A 17,805-nucleotide genomic window follows, 5' to 3' on the forward strand; every position below is an offset into this window, starting at 1 on the left:
CTGAAACTGCGCGGTTGAATGGTTTCACGACTGCTCCGCAGCCGGACGGGGATAAATCCCCTCGCCACAGGGCAGCTGCTACAGGGACCTCGCGAAAGCGCGAAAAAATGAACCCCTGCCAAATCTCCTCGCTCAATACCTTTAGGGCCCCACAACGGGCCATTTCGAGGAGGTCGTCATGTCCGCACCTATCGTCAAACTCTTCACTCAGCCTAACTTCGCCTGGACGGATATTCGTCGCGAAGAGGAAGCGCACCCGCGCCATTACCTCGCGCATTTGCTGCTGCTCGCGTTGATCCCCGCCGTCTGCCTGTTTATCGGGACCACTTACGTCGGCTGGAGCCTGGCCGAGAACGAAGTCGTCAAGCTCAGTACGCAAAGTGCCTTGCAACTGTGCGTGCTGCTGTACGTCACCATCATTGCCGGCATCGTCGTGTTGGGTGGATTCATCCGCTGGATGTCGCGCACCTTCGATGCGCGTCCGACCATCAATCAGTGCATCGGGTTTGCGGCTTACACCGCAACGCCATTCTTCCTCGCCGGGTTTGCCGGGTTGTACCCGAGTCGCTGGCTGGCGATTACCGTGCTGGGGGCCGCGTCCCTCTACTCGACGTTTTTGCTGTTTGTCGGCCTGCCGACGTTCATGCACGAACGCAAGGAGCAAGGCCTGCTGAATGCAGCGTGCGTCTGGGGCGTCGGTCTTTTGGTTCTGGTGACTATGCTGGTCGAGATGATTCTGCTGTGGTTCAACGTGCTGACGCCTGAATACCTGCGCGCGACCGTCGGTTGATCACCGAAGGCCTGCAAACACGGCCCACCCCCTGCGAGATCCGAGCATGAGTTTCATTTTATGGGTGGCCGTGTTGGGTGCGGTATTGCTGACGCTGGCGTTGACCTCGTCCTACTTGCGCTGGATGCCGGTGACTACGTCTGCGGTGTGCCTGGTGCTGGGCGCCGCCATCGGGCCGTCCGGGTTTGGACTGCTGAAACTGGACACCGCTGACGCGTCGATCTGGATGGAGCACCTGACGGAAGTTGCGGTGCTCTTTTCGTTGTTTGTCTGTGGCTTGAAATTGCGCTCGCCGCTCAAGCATCAAAACTGGCGGATCGCGTTCGGTCTGGCCGGCCCTGTCATGCTACTGACCATTGGCGGTGTCTGCCTGTTGCTGCACTACGGATTTCAATTGTCGTGGGGCGCTTCGATGTTGATCGGTTCGATCCTGGCACCCACCGACCCGGTGCTTGCCGCGCTGGTCCAGGTCAACGACGCGCGGGATGACGACAGTGTGCGGTTCGGCCTCTCCGGTGAAGCCGGGCTCAATGACGGCATTGCCTTTCCATTCGTGATCCTTGGCCTGCTCCTGCTGCAACACGAAGGCAACCCCGGCTGGTTTGGCGATTGGGTACTGCGCAGCGTGATTTGGGCCGTTCCGGCCGGTTTGCTGACGGGTTACTGGATGGGACGCGGCATCGGGCGCCTGACATTGGCACTGCGGATCAAGAACGATGACAGCACGCTGTCCCCGAACGATTACCTCGCCCTTGCCTTGATTGCCTTGGCGTATGTCGGGGCCGAGTCGATCCACGCTTACGGGTTTCTATCGGTATTCGCCGCCGGCCTCGGATTGCGTCAGGAGGAAGTCAGTTCCACGGGCAATGACGAGCTCCCGGCCGAGCATCTGGTCCAGCCGGTAGTCGGCCATCAGAATGTCGAACCGCAACACGCAGTGCACGGCGACACCGATAACCTGGAAGACACCCAGGTCGCCGCGGGCATCATGATGGGGGACATGCTCGCCTTCGGCAGTCTCGTGGAACGGGCCATGGAAGTGTTTCTGGTGACGCTGCTCGGCGTCGTGCTTATCGCTCATTGGGACTGGCGCGCGCTGCTGGTCGGCGGAGTGTTGTTTTGCCTGATTCGCCCGCTGAGTGTGGCCGTGATGCCATGGGGCCGGTTGCTCGATTGGCGCCAGCGAATGTTGATCGGCTGGTTCGGCATACGGGGCATCGGCAGCCTGTATTACCTGTTCTACGCCTTGAATCACGGACTGGGCCAGTCCGTGGCGACGCTGTGCATGGACCTGACCTTGTCGGTGGTTGCGTTAAGTATTCTGGTCCACGGGGTCAGCACACAACCCACCCTCGCCCGTTATGAACGGCGCAAGAAACAGGTTATTTGATTTGAGTCGGCTTATTTACGGTTTCAATTTATCGAATTTTCGCCTTCAGATATTTGAAATCCTTCCTCAACCCAATAGTCACAACCTTAATTCCGCCTTGTTTTTCTGCACGGCGGAACCCGACAGGTTCGGTTCCACTGTGGCAACGATGCCTTCAAAAGGGACCTCGGAAAGTTAAAGGTGCCGGTCATGATCCACTGTTCAACCCCCGATCAAATCAAAGCCTGCCGGGCGTTTGCCCTGGAATGCAACCGCCAGATGTTCGAAGACGCCCAGGCGCTCAGCCGCAACGCTTTTGAAATGCTTGAGCGTGGAAATATGGACATGGAACGGTTTGAACACTATCGGGCGATGCGCAGGAAGGCCGATTTGAAGTTTCAGGAAGCGATCGAGCATCTGCGTGTGCTCAACGAAGATTTTCCACCGATCCCGATGTCGGTGAACAACTCCCACCGCTTGCGCCAGCAGCTTGAGGACCGGGCCTGAGCCGCCGCCCTCCAGGCATCCTGATTATGTGGCGAGGGAGCTTGCTCCCGCTGGGCTGCGCAGCGGCCCCAAAAAAACGGCAAAAGTGTCGATTTTTTGTGAGCGCTACGCACTCAAGCGGGAGCAAGCTCCCTCGCCACAAGTTTTTTGCTGACTGTTACATCACCGGTATCGCATCGGTTTCCACGCTCTCGGTCAGCGGAACATCACTCGACCCTGGTGTCAGGATGACCTTGCGGCACTCTTCCTGTTTCTTGTCGAACATCTTGTAACCCTCGGCGGCCTGCTCCAACGACATGCGATGCGAAATGATCGCATCCGGTTGCAGGCGTCCGGTTTCAATGTGCCCCAACAGCTCCGGCAAATAACGCTGCACGTGGGTCTGGCCCATCTTGAACGTCAGGCCTTTGTCGAAGGCATCGCCGAACAGGAAACCATGGATGAAGCCAGAATAGACGCCTGGAACGCTGACCACGCCGCCACGGCGAACGGCAGCGATGCATTGGCGTAACGCCTTGCCGCTGCTGCCTTCCAGTTTCAAGGTGGCAAGCACGGTTTCCGTGGTGCTGCCCTTGGCTTCGAAACCCACCGCATCGACCACGCCGTCCACTCCGCGGCTGCCCGCCGTCTGGCGGATGATCGTGTCTGCCGGGTCATCATCGTCATCGAAATTGATCGGAATCACCCCGTAGGTGCGCTGCGCGTAGGCCAGCCGATAGTGGTGATGATCGACCATGAAGATTTGGTCGGCACCCAGCATTCTTGCGCACGCCGCACTTAACAGCCCGACGGGTCCGGCGCCATAGATGGCGATGCTCGAACCCGGTCCGATCCCGGTGTTCAGTACAGCCTGCCAGGCTGTAGGCAGGATGTCCGAGAGAAACAGCACCTGCTCGTCCGCCAGCGTGCCCGGGACTTTGAACGGCCCGGTGTTGGCTTTCGGTACTCGGACCAGTTCCGCTTGCCCACCCGGAATACCACCATACAGACGACTGAAGCCGAACAACGCCGCCGGTGGTGGAATCGCCTTTTTATTGATGATCGCGCCACGGCCCGAGTTGGTGGTTTCACAACTGGCGAACAAGTCCATCTGACAGAAGAAACACTCGCCGCAGGCAATCACGAACGGAATCACCACACGATCGCCGCGCTGCACGGCGGTGACGGCAGAACCGGTCTCCTCGACGATGCCCATAAACTCGTGACCAAAAATATCGCCATGCTCGACCGTTGGAATCTTGCCGCGATAGAGATGCAGGTCCGATCCGCAGATCGCCGTAGCGGTCACCCGCAAAATGATGTCATCGGCGGCTTCAATGGTTGGATCGGGGACGGTTTCGACCCTGACGTCGTGGGCTCCGTGATAAGTCATTGCGCGCATGGCTGCATCCTCGCGGGTTAAATAAAGACATTGTTTGTCTGTATTAAGGGAGGGCGTTTGATTGGCGAGTTCAGTTATATCCAAGGCGAATCTGATCGACGGTAAGGCTTCGAAAATTCATTTTTTTTAGGAAAATTTTTCGGGCCGCGAACTGCATGAGTCAATTACCACACTCATGCAGGCTGCACGACGTCAGTTCGCCATCAGTTCTCTCAACTTGTTGTTTTATAAGGCGTTACTGATATCGCCGAATTAGGCACGACAAATGCTCAAGCACTATGAGCGACCTACGGCCATGAGACCGTTTGCGCCCATCCCCGTGACTATTTGAGAGATTCGACCATGAACGCCATTGACCTGTTGAAAGCCGACCATGAACGCGTAAAGGGCATCCTGACGCAGTTGAGCGAGTCCACCGAGCGTGGCGTGAAAAAGCGCACTGAGCTGCTGGCCAAGCTTGAAATGGAGATTGCCATCCATACCCGCCTCGAAGAGGAAGTCCTGTATCCCGCGTATAAGAAAGCAGGAGGCAAGGAACAGGACGTCATGTACTACGAAGCCAAGGAAGAACATCGCACCGTTGATTCGCTGGTGCTTCCGGACCTGAAAGTCACTGACCCTTCCACCCCGGAATTCGCGGGTCGAGTGAAAGTGGTCAAGGAACTGCTGGAACACCACATTGAAGAAGAGGAAACCGAAATGTTCCCTCAAGCCAAGAAGCTGCTGGGTAAAGCCACCCTGGAAGAGTTAGGGGCACAGATGGAAACGCTTAAAGCTCAGTACAAGAAGGAAATGGGTACACCTAACCTTGCGGCATGATTGGGTTGGCTGACGTAAAAAAAGCCCGGCATTTGCCGGGCTTTTCGCTAGGCGCATCACCCGCCCGGGTTGGTGACCTGGATGTACACCGCGTAGCTTCCCAGCAGCACCCAGAACGTGGCGAAGATCCACGGTGTGCGCACGGAAAACAGCAGCGATTTGCGATAGCCCTTGTGGGACGATTCCATCTCACTGAACAGCGGCGATTCATCGTACGCCAACCCCATCAACGGCTCGCTGCGTAACAACTCACTCTGCTTGAAGTGCCAGTGATCAATGATGTCATAGGCCGCACGAATGCCCGGCCAGGCGTTCAGTGAGCTGAGCAACCCCAGAAGCGCCAGAAATGGCGGCACCACCAGGGTGAAGAGTTTTCCCCATTCGGGATTGAGGTTGGACATGCAGGACGCGAAGGCAATCACGAGAAACGATTGCGCGGCCAGGTAAGCGTCGGTTCGATTGGCGAGGATGCTGGTTTCGTACTGGATTTCCCGTCGGTAGAAATCCAGGCGCTCCTTTGGCGAACCGAACATTTTGGCGTTATGTTCGGTCAGGGCTTCTTCGGCGGGGGCTTCAGTCAGTATTCGTGGCACGGGAAATACACATGGGCTGGGAAAGCGTTTAGAAGAAACCAGGCCGTGCAAAGTTCACCCGGATTTAATGCTCATCGCTCGAACGCTGCTTCATTGCCGTGGTCCTCCGGATACAGACTCTGATTTCAAGGACCACGCATGGACTCTCTCGATTGGGTGCAATGGCCAGCAATGCTGGTTACGGTGCTGGCGGCGTGGTTGATCGGCTCACAAACACCCTCGCGACGAGTGTGGGGGTTCAGCTGTTTTATCGTCAGCAACCTCTTGTGGGTGATCTGGGGCTACCACACCCACGCCTATGCATTGATCGTGCTGCAGTTCTGCCTGTGTGCCATGAACCTGCGCGGCTTTAAGAAGAACGCTGACGGCTGAACTCGAAGCCGGTCACTTCATGGCCAAGGCAATGACTTCCACCAGATTGAGTTGGGTAAAGGGTTTGGACAAGCGCGGGAGTTTGGTCGCGAAGCCTTCCAAGCGCTCGGCATAACCCGTGGCGAGGATAATCGGCAGGTCTGGCTTCAAGGTGCGAATGGCCTGCGCCAATTGCGCACCGTTCATTTGAGGCATGGCCATGTCGGTGATGACCAGGTCAATATTCTGCTCGGTGTTGAACAACTCAAGCGCTTGTGCACCGGACACCGCGTTGATCACCCGGTGGCCGAGGTCCTCCAGCAACAGGCCGGTACTGGTCAAGACCAGGCTGTCATCGTCCACGACCAATACGCATAGTTGAGACACTGGCGGCGCTTCCACTTCCGGTGCAACGGGTTTGGCGACCGAAGCTGCCGTAGCGACAGGTATCCACAATTCGGCGACTGTGCCGACGCTCTTCTGGCTCTTGAGAATGAACCTCCCGCCCAACTGCTCGATAAAGCCATGGACCATCGACAACCCCAGTCCCGTGCCTTTGCCGACCCCTTTTGTAGTGAAAAACGGGTCCATGGCCGACGCCAGGATCTCCTCATCCATTCCCTCTCCCGTATCCGTGACACTCAGGCAAACATACTGGCCTGCCTCCAGCGATAACGTTGATTGATCATGGATGTCTTCTGTCTTGGTGCTGATAACGATTTTCCCGCCGTTGGGCATGGCATCCCGGGCATTGGTGGCGAGATTGAGCACCGCCAGTTCGAGTTGATTGACATCGGCCATGACCGGTACAAGGTCGGAGGGAAAGTGTGTTTCAAGCTGCACGGCCGGCCCGAGGGAGCTGCGCAAGAGTCCACTGATGCCGTCTATCAGCGCGGGAATCTCGACGGATTCGGACTTGAGTTCCTGACGCCTGGCGAATGCCAGCATGCGCTGGGTCAGGGACACACCGCGCAAGGCACCCTGAGTGGCGTTGTCCACCAATCGCGTGACTTTCGGATCTTCTCCGACGCGCTTGCGCACGATTTCCAGGTTGCCAAGGATGACCGTCAGCAGGTTATTAAAGTCGTGGGCGATCCCGCCGCTGAGTTGGCCGATGGCCTGCATTTTCTGCGCCTGGAACAGCGCTTCTCGAGTTTGTTCCAACGCCTTCTGTGCTTGTGTGGCCTCGGTGATGTCACGGGTAATCTTGGCGAAACCCAACAACGTGCCCGTTTCACCCCAGATCGGATCGACCACGACATGGGCAAAAAACCGCGTACCGTCTTTGCGCACGCGCCAGGCCCGGTTTTCAAAGCGCCCCTCGCGCATGGCTGTTTCCAGCGCGCGTTGCGGTTCACCGGCTTCACGGTCTTCAGGTGTATAGAAGATCGAAAAATGCTGGCCGATGACTTCTTCGGGCCGGTAGCCCTTGATCCGCTGGGCTCCCTGATTCCAGTTGGTCAGGCGCCCATCCGGGGCGAGCATGTAGATGGCGTAGTCAGTGACGCTTTGAACCAGCAAGCGAAACTGCTGCTCGCTTTGCTTGAGGGTTTCTTCGGCCATTTTGCGGTCGGTAAGGTCCCGGGTAATCTTGGCAAAACCCAGCAGCTTGCCCGTCGGATCGATAATCGGATCGATCACCACATGGCACCAGAAGTGCGTGCCGTCCTTGCGCACCCGCCAGCCTTCGCCCTCGAAACGACCTTCGCGCACAGCCGTGTCCAGCGCACGCTGGGGCATGCCGGCACGGCGATCTTCTTCGGTATAGAACCGCGAAAAATGCTCACCGAGGATCTCTGCCTCTTCGTACCCCTTGAAACGCCTGGCGCCCGAGTTCCAACTGGTGATGATGCCGTCGGGATCAATCATGTAGATCGCATAGTCCACCACCGCGTCAATCAGCAGGCGAAAGCGCATTTCCTCGATGGAGTGGTTTTTGGACTGGATATCGCTCATCGATCACACCCGTGAATGTTTTTTTTATGGAGTATGCGACAAACCGTGGGTTTGGAAAGCCAGAAAACGGTCGTGCACTGGAGCATAGCGCTCAGACCACCTATTCTCGACGCCAATCGCCATTCCCGGCCGATTCAAGGCGCCCCGATGATCCTGATTCTGTTGCCCACCTCTGACTATGATCCCACCGAGAGCAGTGTACCGTGGCAAGCCATGTGTCAGGCCGGCATCGAGGTGCGTTTTGCGTCACCCGAGGGGTTGCCCGCCTACGCCGACTCGCGCCTGGTGGATATCGGCTTCGGGCCATTGAACCCGTTGCTGATGACGCGCAAGGCTGACCTTGCAAGCTACGCCCGAATGATCGAAGACGCGTCATTTCGCAAACCGCTGTCCTATGACGAGATAGACCCCAGCGAGTTCCACGGGCTGCTGATTCCTGGCGGACATGCCAAGGGTATGCGCAGCCTGTTGGAGTCTGAACAGGCCCGGCGGATTGCCCTGCACTTTTTCAAGGCAGACAAACCGGTGGCAGCGGTCTGTCATGGCGTGCTGTTGCTCGCCCGTACGCTCGACCCTGATTCCGGGCTGTCAGTGTTGCAGGGTCGCAAGGTCACCGCATTGGTGGCCAACACCATGGAGCTGCCCGCCTGGGCAATCACCGCCGCCTGGCTCGGGCGCTATTACCGGACCTATCCTCAAACTGTCGAAGCGGAAGTCACCGCCGCCCTGTCCAGCCCAATGGATTTCCGGCGAGGCCCCGTCCTGGCAATGCGTGATTCGGCGGACCAGCCACAAAAAGGTTTCGTCGTCCGCGATGGTCAGCTGTTGACCGCTCGCTGGCCGGGAGACTGTCATCGCTTTGCCGCCGAATGGGTACGCCTGCTTATCGATACACGTATTTGACGATGTAGGCGTACAGGTCGTTGTAGACCACGTCAGGGACAACCCGGGCGTAGGTTTGAGTCTTGACTAACGCCAGGTGGCATTCCTTGACCACCTCGTCACGATCACTCGGGGTGCAGACCTGATTATTGATGATGCTGCCAAAGGCGCTGTACACCGTCGGCGCCGTTGAGGGCGTCACGTCAGCGGTTGTGGTGTAGGTGATATGAGCCCGCGAGGTTCGTTCTTTCAGCGCACCGAACCCGCGTTCGTACACCGTGATCTGCGAACGGTCGACAGCCTTCGAGGCGGTTTCGAAGGCAAGGATGATCGCGAGTGCGTTACTCATGCTGGCCTCCAGCGCCGTTAAACTGACAAACCTTTCGAGTTCGCGATTTTCCAGGCTTTTGAACGCTCTCTTGATGCTCGAAACATGAGCAAACTCCAGGGTGCAGCCAACAATATGCGTCTCGAACTGATAGCCGGCCGCTGTCGCCAACGGTGGAAACGCGGCGAAATCGAGGCTGTCGAACGCACACTCCATGATGATGTTGTATTTGAGGGTAAAGGCTTCAGTGAAAATCTTGGCGCTGACCTCTCGGACAAAGGCTTCCGTATGTTCATACGCATGCAGCACGCCGAGCTTGATCATCTCCGCGTATTGAGGGTGTTTTTGTCGGTATTCAGGCAGATAAAGCCGAACGTATTTGTCGTAGCGCCGAGTCGGCAGGAGCTTGTTTTCCAGCAAGTAGGTTTTGCCCGAGCCTTGAAGCCCGGCCACCACCAGGACTTTCGGCGTTACCTCTGCCGTAATACCGCGGAACAGCGTGGTTTTGATTTCATTGAACGCGGCAGTGACCTGCTCAGGGGTGTAAGCGTAATGCGGTGCGGGGGACATGCCTTGATTTCCTTATCAAAGAGCCGGCTGAAAGTGAGTGCCTGCCCTATGAATAAAGCCGTGTCTCGCCAGTTGTTCAAATGAGCGTTTCTTTCGAGATATGTCACTGTTTTAAAAGGTAAAGGATCCTACGCATCAGAGTAAAAATGCGACGGCTCAACCGACCACCAACGCGGCAGCAATTGTTTGACTTTGCTGTCGCCGAACCGGTCATCAATCAACATCACCACCCCTTGATCCTGCTGAGTGCGGATCACCCGCCCTGCCGCCTGCACCACTTTTTGCACGCCGGGATACAGGTAGGTGTAGTCATAACCGGCGCCGAAAATCGCTGCCATGCGATGCTTCATCTGTTCGTTGACCGGGTTGAGTTGCGCCAGCCCCAGAGTGGCAATGAACGCGCCAATCAGGCGTGCGCCTGGCAAGTCGATGCCTTCGCCGAACGCGCCGCCCAGCACCGCGAACCCGACGCCCTGGCTGTGTGCGGTGAACTGATCGAGAAAGGCCTGGCGTTGCCCTTCCGCCATTCCCCGGGACTGCGACCACAGTGTGATCTGTGGGTGGCGTTCAGCCAGTAACTGCGCCACTTGCTGCAAGTAATCGAAGCTGCTGAAAAACGCCAGGTAGTTGCCGGGGCGCTGGCTGAATTGCCGGGCGATCAGTTCGACAATCGGTTCGAGGGACGCTTGGCGATGCACGAACCGGGTCGATATCTGGCTGACGATATGCACTTTCAGCTGGTCGGCATGAAAAGGTGATTCCACATCGATGCACACCGTGTCCGGCGGCGTACCCAGCAGGTCCGCGTAGTAATGCCGCGGACTCAGCGTCGCAGAAAACAGCACCGTGCTGCGCGCAGCGGTCAGGCGCGGGCGGATGAACCCGGCCGGCACCACGTTGCGCAGGCACAGTTGCGACAGGTTTTGTTTGCGCTCGAGGTCGCGCTTGCTGATGTCGAACAGGAACTGCTCATCGAAGAGCTCAGCCACGCGGCAAAACTGCAGCATGTCGAAGTAAAAGCCCTGCAAGGCGCTGTCCAGGCCCTGGGGATGGTCGTTGAGGTAATCGCCGATGCTCGCGCTGCACGAAGACAGGGCCTGGAGGAGTTTTTCCGGTGCCTTGTCGTAGGCCTGATACGGGGCCAATTGCAGATTGTGCAGGGCATTCCACTCCCGATTGACCCGCTGCAACGGTTTTTTCAGCGCGTCCGGTGCGGTTTTTCGCACCCCGTTGAGGGTCGCCTGATCGAGCGTGGCGCTGTACATCTGCCGGCCGCGTTCCACCAGGTTGTGCGCCTCATCCACCAACACCGCGACTTTCCAGTTATTGGCCTGAGCCAACCCGAACAGCAGCGCACTGAAATCGAAGTAGTAGTTGTAGTCGGCGACCACCACGTCAGCCCAACGGGCCATTTCCTGGCTCAGGTAATAGGGGCAAACCTCATGCGCCAATGCCACTTCGCGCAATGCATTCTGGTTCAGCAGGCTCAGCTCACTGGCGGCCTGGCGGGCGGCCGGCAAACGGTCATAAAAACCCTGGGCCAACGGGCAGGATTCGCCGTGACAGGCTTTGTCCGGGTGCTCGCAGGCTTTGTCCCGGGCGATCATCTCCAACACCCGCAGCGGCGGCGCATCGGCGCTATCCAGGATCACTTGCGCGGCGTCCAGTGCGAGTTTGCGCCCCGGGGTTTTCGCCGTAAGAAAGAACACCTTGTCCAGTTGCTGCGGTGCCAGGGCCTTGAGCATCGGAAACAGCGTGCCCACGGTTTTGCCGATGCCGGTCGGCGCCTGGGCCATCAGGCAACGACCGGTACTGACCGCCTTGAACACCGATTCCGCCAGGTGCCGTTGCCCCGGACGAAAGTCGACATGGGGAAATGCCAACTGCTGCGCCGCGCGATTGCGCAATTCGCGATGGGCCATTTCCTGCTCGGCCCATTGCAGGAACAGCCCGCAATGATGCTCGAAGAACTGTTGCAACTCCCCGGCGTTGAAGGCCTCGACCAGGCAGGTCTCCTTTTCGCTGACGATATCGAAGTACACCAGCGCCAGATTGATCTGCGCCAGTTCCAGCTTCTGACACATCAGCCAACCGTAGACCTTCGCCTGTGCCCAGTGCAGTTGTCGGTGGTTGGCCGGTTGCTTGCTCAGATCGCCGCGATAGGTCTTGACCTCTTCCAGGCAGTTTTGCGCCGGGTCGTAGCCGTCCGCCCTACCCTTTACCTTCAAGGTTTTGAACAGGCCTTCAAGAGCGACTTCGCTTTGATAACCCTCACTTCGGCGCGAGGCAACGGTGCGATGCCCGACGATGCCTTCCAGTGCGGTCGGCGACGGGGTAAACCGCAGGTCGAGGTCGCCGACCTTGGCAGTGAATTCACACAGCGCTCGCACCGCAATGCTGTAGCTCAAGCGCTCTGCTCCGCCCATTGCACGTAGCAGACGGCGATCGGCATCTGATGTTCGTGACAGAACTCCAGCCAGCGCAATTGGTTGTCTTGCAAGCGATCGCCGGGGCCTTTGACTTCGATCATGCGGTAGGTCTTGTGCTGCGGCCAGAACTGGATCAGGTCCGGCATACCGGCACGGTTGGCCTTGATGTCCAGCAGCAGACGGTTGAACCATTGCTTGAGGTGTTCGGCGGGCAGGCAGTCGAGGGCCTGGTCCAGCAGTGCTTCGCTCAGCGCGCCCCAAAATACGAAGGGTGATTGCACGCCCCATTTGGCGACGTAACGTTCACGGATGGTCTGGAGGTAGCGGCCGTCATCGAGTTCGGCGAGACACGCCTGAAACAGATCCGCCCGACGCGCATGGAAGTCCTCGTTGAGCAGGTCCACTGGCCCGCGCTGGAACGGGTGAAAAAACGCCCCCGGCAACGGCGCAAAGATCGCAGGCCAGCACAGCAGGCCGAACAGCGAGTTGATCAGGCTGTTCTCGACGTAATGCACCGGCGCCGAATCCTCCGCCAGGTGCGCCTGAACGTGAAATTCGACGGATAACGCCAGATCGGTCCTGGGCAATTGCAGGTCCAGGCGCAGCATTTCCCGGGGGGATGGCCGCTTCATCGCAGGCCCGCCCAGTTTGCGCCGCAGCCTGGGTAGTACGCGCAGCACATGCTGATGCTCGGTAGCACTTTCCGGCATTTGTTCCGCGTGCGTGGCCAGGTGCAGGGCCAACTGATATTCACCACAGCGTTCCAGTACACGAATAAGGCGTACGCGTGCGCCGGGGTAGGCGCAATCGCGGTAAATAGTCAGCGCCGTTGAGAAATCCGCCATGCGTTCGCAGTGCTGACCGATCTGGAACAACAGCTTGCCGCGACGACGTTGCAGCCACGGGTTGTCGAGTTGCAGCTCGTTGATCTGCTCGACAACAGTCTCGATCGCCTCGCCGGCTTCGAAGCGTTGCTGGCAGTGGTGCAGGAACAGGCAGGCCTCCACGTCTTCACGGCAACGCAGGCCCCGGGATTCGGCGCAGAACTCGACTTTCTCATAGGTAAAGATGCCGAGGTCGGCCAGCACGAACTCCGACCAGTCCTGATAAAGGTTGCCGAAGAACATCAGGCGCAAGCGGTCACACAGGTCCATGATGGTCAGCGTGAACAGCCGGTCGTTCAGGTGTGGGCACCATCGCGCGAAGCTTTGCGCTTCGCAGAACTGCTCGCTCAGGGACGCCAGCCATTCGGTCTTTTTGCCTTTGGGTTGCTCGATGGCAGCACCGAAGCACTGAAGAATCTCGGCCTTGAGCAGCACGTCGAACAGTTCTTCGATTTGCAGCGGCGACTGTTCGGAGATCCAGCCCGCTTCCAGCAACGGCTCGGCAGCGCGGGTGATGTCGCCGATCTCGACGTAACTCAATTTTCCAGCCCTGAAATGCACGCCCTTGCGCATCACCATCCTGACCAGCAGCGCCCGGGACTCGCGGGGTTGCCATCTGAAATCGCGAATGAAGGCCTGCTCCTCGACGCTAAGTACATCGGCATAGCGATGCTCAAGCCAATCAAGCACTTGCATGAAGTTATTCAAGTAATAGAACGGGTCGTCGAGAGGATTTACGGTCACAGGAAAATAGGGCCATGGCGAGCGAGTACTGGTTATGCGTACAGATACCAGCTACGGCGTCCCCGGTGCAAACGGAAAAGGATAAGCGGCGGCGCTATTTGGCTATTTTCAGGTAACCATCGAACTTTCTGCCGATCCATGGCACCAACCGGCATAGCGTCTTTTTTTAACATTCGAGAGGTGAGTATGAATATCAAGACTCTGGGTTTGCCCTTGGCAGCGGCAGCCTTCCTGGCGCTGGCGGGTTGCTCGACCGCAACGGTCGTGACGTTGCAGAACGGCACCCAGTATTTGACCAAGGACATGCCGAAAACCAAGACCAAGGACGGGTTTTACGAGTTTGAGGATATTTCTGGCGCGAAAGTGAAGGTCAACGCCAACGACGTGGCCACGGTTCGCGAGGAAGACTGAGGCCCGCGTTATCGTTCATCGCGAGCAGGCTCGCTCCTACAAGGATTTTGCAAACGCTGAAGATCCAATGTGGGAGCGAGCCTGCTCCGGGCGGCGTTCCGACGATGAGGCCCTTACCGGCGCCACATCAACGTCAGGCGATTACGATCCCGGAGCCAGACAAGCTCTCCAGTCCAACCCCTACCAACGTCACCGAATCCGCGCCAAACGTCAGCACCGTATCCTGCCCCACCGCCGTGGCATGAGCCCGATAATCATCACTCGGCGCGACACCCTGAACCCCAAGAAATACCAGCTTGTCGTACGCCTGATACCCCACTACCCGGTCCTGACCAAACGCACCGTTGAACAAAAACGTATCAACCCCGCCCCCCGATTCCATCAGGTCATTCCCCGCCCCGCCCACAAACACGTCGTTGCCCTTGCCGCCGATCAAATGATCGTTGCCGTCCAGTCCGAACAACCAATCGCCCGTTGCCTGCGCCTTGAGCGTATCGGCCCCCGCGCTGCCCTTCACCGACGATTCGTACGTGGTCAGGTTGTTGCCGACCGCAAGACCATTGGCCGTCACGCTGTGCGTCACGTCATCCTTGAACAGCCCCCACAGGAACCCCGGTTCCTTGGTGACGATGCTGCCGATATCGCGGGTGATGCTGATGCCGCCGTTGGCATCGCGGATGTAGAGGCTTCCGGCGCCGTCATTGGCAAAGTCGAAACCTTTCACCGACTGCTGCAAGTCCAGCACGTTGCTGCCCTTGCCACCCAACAGGATGTTGTAGCCGCCACCGTCGCGGAAAGTGTCGTTGCCGTCACGCCCTTCCAGGTAGTCGTTGCCCTTGCCACCCTGAATCAGGTCGTTGCCATCGCTGCCGATGATGAACGTGCTGCCCTTGTGGGTTTCAGCGTTGCGATTCAAGTCCTGAACCCAGGTGTTGGCACGCGCCGGGTCCGAGAGATTGGCGACGATGATCGTTGAATCCTTGCTGGTGAGGTCGTAGAACTTCGATTCAATCACCCGGTTCATGCCGTCGCCATAGGCAGTCGGCAAGTGCGAGATCCAGGTCGGGATATTGAGGATGGAGAACGGCAGCACATTCCACGCCGTCGAGGCGTAGTGGTCGTTGAAACTGACGATGTTATCGGTCGCCGAAGCCTTGGCGGCATCGTGCACGCCCACCGACGACAGGTTGAAGGATGAACCGTCGAGGGCACGAAACACCGGGTCGTTTTCATAGCCGACGTTGAGCACTTTATCGGTGCTGCTTTGGGTCGGGGATGCGTAGGCGATGTAGTTCGAATCCTTATAGAACCCAGACCATTTGTCCGCGCTCAAGTCTGCCAGGCTGTTGACGGCCAGTCCGCCGAGACTATGCCCGCTGACAAGCACATCCTTGCCCGTCAGGCCATTGGCCTGGGCAAACGCCATGACGTCGCCGAGCAGATTGCCGAAGGCTTCGCCTACATAGTTTTTCGCATAATCCTTGGGTCCGAGCGCCGCCAGCAGATCGTTGATCACGTCGCCGATGGAATCGCTGATCAAGGTTTCCCGCGGGCCGCTGGTGCCGCGAAAGGCGATACCGATTTCGGTGAGGTGTCCCTGAGCATCGTACTTGCCGAGGATTTCGACTTGCGCGCTGGTGTACCCGGCCTTCTCGCCGAAGAACGTTCCGCGAGCATCGACCTTGCCGTCATAGCCCAGTTGCGAGGCGGTGATGGGCGTCCAGCCGGCCTTTTGCACGGCCTCCAGTGCGGCTTTTTCCGAATCGGGGTTCCACGGAATGCCGGGGATTACCCCTTGGGAATCAGTGCCACCCAGCAGCGCAGTGACCAGGGTCGCCGGCAAGCCCAGGCCGAAGCCGTTGTGCTGGTAACCGGTGGCAAAGCCATTGTCGAGGTTGTGATAGGAATACAGCGTGATTGCCATCGCGTCGGTCAACAACGCTTTGGAATCGGCTGTGCCGAAGTTCTTGTAGTCATACACACCCATTGGTATTGCCTCTCTTTTGTTGGAATTGTCAGAGATAGCTCACAGCCAGGACGCCTCGCTCCCGAGGCGCCCCGGAGCATTTAGTGCATGCAGCCTTTACGCAAACGTAATGCCTGAAGCCGACAGGCTGTCCAGTCCCACTCCCACCAGGGTCACGGCAAAATCGCCGACCTTCAGCACCGTGTCATGGCCCGACTGCGAAGCGTGTTGCTTGTAGTCGTAACCCTGCCCCGCGCCCTGAACGCCGAGGAATACCAGTTTGTCGTTGCCCTGGTAGCCATTGATCGCGTCGAAGCCGAACGCGCCGCTGAACAGGAAGGTGTTGTTGCCACCCGACGCGTGCATCACGTCGTTGCCCGCGCCACCGACGAAGGTCACCTGGCTTTTGTCGCTGCGCAGCAGGTCGTCACCGGCATTGCCGAACAACCAGTCGCCGTCGACGCTGGCCGCCAGTGTGTTGCCGTAGGCGTCACCGTTGAGCGAGTGGTTGTAGTGGGTCAGTTCACTGCCGTTGAGCAAACCGTTGGCGGTGACGCTGTAAGTCACCTCCTTGCTACCCCACCATGACCCCGACTCCTTGCTGACCAGCGCGCCGATGTCGCGGGTCATACTGATGCCGCCGTAGGCATCACGCACGTACAGCGTGCCGTCGCCATCATTGGCGAAGCTGAAGTTCTGCAACGGCTTCTGCAACTCGAAAGTGTTGCTGCCCTTGCCGCCCAGCAGAATGTTGTAGCCACCGTCATCGCGGAACCGGTCGTCGCCGTCGCGGCCTTCGATGAAGTCATTGCCGGCACCGCCCTTGAGCAGGTCGTTGCTGTCGGTGCCAATGATGAAGGTGCTGCCGGTGTGGGGTTCGCCGCTGCGACCCAGGTCCTCGACCCAAGTGGAGCCCCGGGACGATTCCGCCAGGTTGGACACGATGAGCGTCGAGTCCTTGTCGGTGAGGTCGTAGAAGCGCGAGTCGATCACCCGGTTCAAACCGTCGGCGTAACCCAACGAGCCGTGGGCCGACCAGTTCAGCGGATTGAGGATGCTGAACGGCACCAGGTTCTGCGCGGTGGACGCGTACTGGTCATTGAAGTTGACGATATTGTTGGTCGCCGAATCCTGATGACCGTCGTGCTTGCCCAGGGAACCGCTGCTGAACGTGGTGCCGTCGAGTACCCGGAATACCGGGTCGTTCTCGTAGCCGATGTTCAACACGTTGTTGCCGGTGGCGCTCTGGGTCGGTGAGGCAAACGCGATGTAGTTGGCGTCCTTGAAAAAGCCGCCCCAGTTCGTGCCGCTCAGTTCGGCGAGGCTGTTGACCCCCAGCCCGCCCAGGCTATGGCCGCTGACCATCACATCTTTGGCGCTCAGGCCATGGGCAATCGCAAACGCGGCAACGTCCTTGAGCAAGTTGTCGAAGGCATTTTTCGCATAGCTCGTCGCGTAATCCACCGGGCCGACGGCAGCCAGCAAGTTGTTCTTCATGTCACCGAAGGTGTCGCTGTACCCCAGGCCGCCGGTGCCACGAAAAGCAATACCTATACCGATCAGCTTGCCCGCCGTGTCGTACTTGCCAAGTACCTCGGCTTCAGCGCTGGTGAAGCCATCCTTCTCGCCAAAGAAGGTGCCCTGAATACCGACGTTGCCTTGGTAACCTAATTGCGTAGCGCCAATCGGCGCCCAAGCGGTGGCCGGCAACGGCTGACCGGTGGGCGTGTACGCATACAGCGTCAGCGCGATGGCGTCGCTGTACAACGCCTTGCCGTCAGCATTTTTGTAATCAAACAGACCCATGTTGTGTGCTTCCTTTGCG

General features: G+C 58.4%; 15 protein-coding genes. 7 read left to right on the plus strand and 8 right to left on the minus strand.

The genetic code is table 11. From position 1 onward, the window contains the following. Window positions 1-178 precede the first annotated feature (178 nt). The 3 genes from ACRC4F_RS15365 (at window position 179) to ACRC4F_RS15375 (ending at window position 2,666) form a co-directional block, all read left to right on the plus strand. A complete protein-coding gene (locus tag ACRC4F_RS15365) occupies window positions 179-790 on the plus strand; it encodes a Yip1 family protein (protein WP_438660080.1) in 612 nt (203 codons plus the stop codon). 46 nt (window positions 791-836) lie between these two features. Continuing rightward, window positions 837-2,180: a cation:proton antiporter gene (locus ACRC4F_RS15370; protein WP_438660081.1), complete on the plus strand. Its 1,344-nt coding sequence runs from the start codon at window positions 837-839 to the stop codon at window positions 2,178-2,180. A 189-nt stretch (window positions 2,181-2,369) separates the two neighbouring features. Beyond that, entirely contained in the window at window positions 2,370-2,666 is a 297-nt protein-coding gene (locus ACRC4F_RS15375; protein ID WP_438660082.1) for a hypothetical protein, read from the plus strand. 157 nt (window positions 2,667-2,823) lie between these two features. On the opposite strand, the gene ACRC4F_RS15380 is transcribed toward ACRC4F_RS15375, so the two are convergent. After that, a complete protein-coding gene (locus tag ACRC4F_RS15380) occupies window positions 2,824-4,047 on the minus strand; it encodes a zinc-dependent alcohol dehydrogenase (protein ID WP_438660083.1) in 1,224 nt (407 codons plus the stop codon). A 342-nt stretch (window positions 4,048-4,389) separates the two neighbouring features. On the opposite strand from ACRC4F_RS15380, the gene ACRC4F_RS15385 reads away from it, so the two are divergent. Continuing rightward, window positions 4,390-4,866 (plus strand): hemerythrin domain-containing protein, encoded by a 477-nt coding sequence (locus tag ACRC4F_RS15385; RefSeq protein ID WP_438660084.1) that lies wholly within the window; start codon window positions 4,390-4,392, stop codon window positions 4,864-4,866. Window positions 4,867-4,922: 56 nt separating this feature from the next. Here ACRC4F_RS15385 and ACRC4F_RS15390 read toward each other — a convergent pair whose 3' ends face one another. Next, complete coding sequence (locus tag ACRC4F_RS15390) at window positions 4,923-5,459, minus strand: hypothetical protein (RefSeq protein WP_438660085.1); 537 nt, start codon at window positions 5,457-5,459, stop codon at window positions 4,923-4,925. 138 nt (window positions 5,460-5,597) lie between these two features. On the opposite strand from ACRC4F_RS15390, the gene ACRC4F_RS15395 reads away from it, so the two are divergent. Next, entirely contained in the window at window positions 5,598-5,831 is a 234-nt protein-coding gene (locus tag ACRC4F_RS15395) for a hypothetical protein (protein ID WP_438660086.1), read from the plus strand. Window positions 5,832-5,843: 12 nt separating this feature from the next. On the opposite strand, the gene ACRC4F_RS15400 is transcribed toward ACRC4F_RS15395, so the two are convergent. Next, on the minus strand, window positions 5,844-7,766 hold the full coding sequence (locus ACRC4F_RS15400) for a PAS domain S-box protein (protein WP_438660087.1): 1,923 nt from the start codon (window positions 7,764-7,766) through the stop codon (window positions 5,844-5,846). A gap of 147 nt (window positions 7,767-7,913) precedes the next feature. Here ACRC4F_RS15400 and ACRC4F_RS15405 point away from each other — a divergent pair, with 147 nt between their 5' ends. Beyond that, window positions 7,914-8,669: a DJ-1/PfpI family protein gene (locus ACRC4F_RS15405; protein ID WP_438660088.1), complete on the plus strand. Its 756-nt coding sequence runs from the start codon at window positions 7,914-7,916 to the stop codon at window positions 8,667-8,669. Here ACRC4F_RS15405 and ACRC4F_RS15410 read toward each other — a convergent pair. The 3 genes from ACRC4F_RS15410 to ACRC4F_RS15420 form a co-directional block, all read right to left on the minus strand. Next, window positions 8,650-9,546, minus strand: a complete 897-nt coding sequence (locus ACRC4F_RS15410) for a zeta toxin family protein (protein ID WP_438660089.1) — start codon at window positions 9,544-9,546, stop codon at window positions 8,650-8,652. The two genes, ACRC4F_RS15405 and ACRC4F_RS15410, sit on opposite strands and share 20 nt — an antisense overlap. Before the next feature lie 128 nt (window positions 9,547-9,674). Then, on the minus strand, window positions 9,675-11,954 hold the full coding sequence (locus ACRC4F_RS15415; protein ID WP_438660090.1) for an ATP-dependent DNA helicase: 2,280 nt from the start codon (window positions 11,952-11,954) through the stop codon (window positions 9,675-9,677). Then, window positions 11,951-13,603 carry a VRR-NUC domain-containing protein gene (locus tag ACRC4F_RS15420; protein WP_438660091.1) on the minus strand — a complete coding sequence of 551 codons (1,653 nt, stop codon included), beginning with the start codon at window positions 13,601-13,603 and terminating at the stop codon, window positions 11,951-11,953. The genes ACRC4F_RS15415 and ACRC4F_RS15420 overlap by 4 nt, the downstream gene beginning before the upstream one ends. Window positions 13,604-13,789: 186 nt before the next feature. Here ACRC4F_RS15420 and ACRC4F_RS15425 point away from each other — a divergent pair, with 186 nt between their 5' ends. Next, the gene (locus ACRC4F_RS15425; RefSeq protein WP_438660092.1) at window positions 13,790-14,014 is read left to right on the plus strand and encodes a YgdI/YgdR family lipoprotein; all 225 of its coding nucleotides are present in this window, start codon (window positions 13,790-13,792) and stop codon (window positions 14,012-14,014) included. A gap of 133 nt (window positions 14,015-14,147) precedes the next feature. Here ACRC4F_RS15425 and ACRC4F_RS15430 read toward each other — a convergent pair whose 3' ends face one another. Then, on the minus strand, window positions 14,148-16,001 hold the full coding sequence (locus ACRC4F_RS15430; protein WP_438660093.1) for a polyurethane esterase: 1,854 nt from the start codon (window positions 15,999-16,001) through the stop codon (window positions 14,148-14,150). Window positions 16,002-16,097: 96 nt separating this feature from the next. Next, window positions 16,098-17,786 (minus strand): polyurethane esterase, encoded by a 1,689-nt coding sequence (locus tag ACRC4F_RS15435; RefSeq protein WP_438660094.1) that lies wholly within the window; start codon window positions 17,784-17,786, stop codon window positions 16,098-16,100. Window positions 17,787-17,805: the final 19 nt, after the last annotated feature.

It is taken from the genome of Pseudomonas sp., from assembly GCF_051660785.1.
Lineage (GTDB): Bacteria > Pseudomonadota > Gammaproteobacteria > Pseudomonadales > Pseudomonadaceae > Aquipseudomonas.

Excerpts from the sequence above, each read along its gene's own strand:
- ACRC4F_RS15400 (WP_438660087.1), bottom strand. The coding sequence starts at position 7,766 with ATGAGCGATATCCAGTCCAAAAACCACTCCATCGAGGAAATGCGCTTT.
- ACRC4F_RS15395 (WP_438660086.1), top strand. The coding sequence starts at position 5,598 with ATGGACTCTCTCGATTGGGTGCAATGGCCAGCAATGCTGGTTACGGTG.
- ACRC4F_RS15370 (WP_438660081.1), top strand. The coding sequence starts at position 837 with ATGAGTTTCATTTTATGGGTGGCCGTGTTGGGTGCGGTATTGCTGACG.
- ACRC4F_RS15435 (WP_438660094.1), bottom strand. The coding sequence starts at position 17,786 with ATGGGTCTGTTTGATTACAAAAATGCTGACGGCAAGGCGTTGTACAGC.
- ACRC4F_RS15385 (WP_438660084.1), top strand. The coding sequence starts at position 4,390 with ATGAACGCCATTGACCTGTTGAAAGCCGACCATGAACGCGTAAAGGGC.
- ACRC4F_RS15430 (WP_438660093.1), bottom strand. The coding sequence starts at position 16,001 with ATGGGTGTGTATGACTACAAGAACTTCGGCACAGCCGATTCCAAAGCG.
- ACRC4F_RS15425 (WP_438660092.1), top strand. The coding sequence starts at position 13,790 with ATGAATATCAAGACTCTGGGTTTGCCCTTGGCAGCGGCAGCCTTCCTG.
- ACRC4F_RS15405 (WP_438660088.1), top strand. The coding sequence starts at position 7,914 with ATGATCCTGATTCTGTTGCCCACCTCTGACTATGATCCCACCGAGAGC.
- ACRC4F_RS15410 (WP_438660089.1), bottom strand. The coding sequence starts at position 9,546 with ATGTCCCCCGCACCGCATTACGCTTACACCCCTGAGCAGGTCACTGCC.
- ACRC4F_RS15380 (WP_438660083.1), bottom strand. The coding sequence starts at position 4,047 with ATGCGCGCAATGACTTATCACGGAGCCCACGACGTCAGGGTCGAAACC.
- ACRC4F_RS15375 (WP_438660082.1), top strand. The coding sequence starts at position 2,370 with ATGATCCACTGTTCAACCCCCGATCAAATCAAAGCCTGCCGGGCGTTT.
- ACRC4F_RS15365 (WP_438660080.1), top strand. The coding sequence starts at position 179 with ATGTCCGCACCTATCGTCAAACTCTTCACTCAGCCTAACTTCGCCTGG.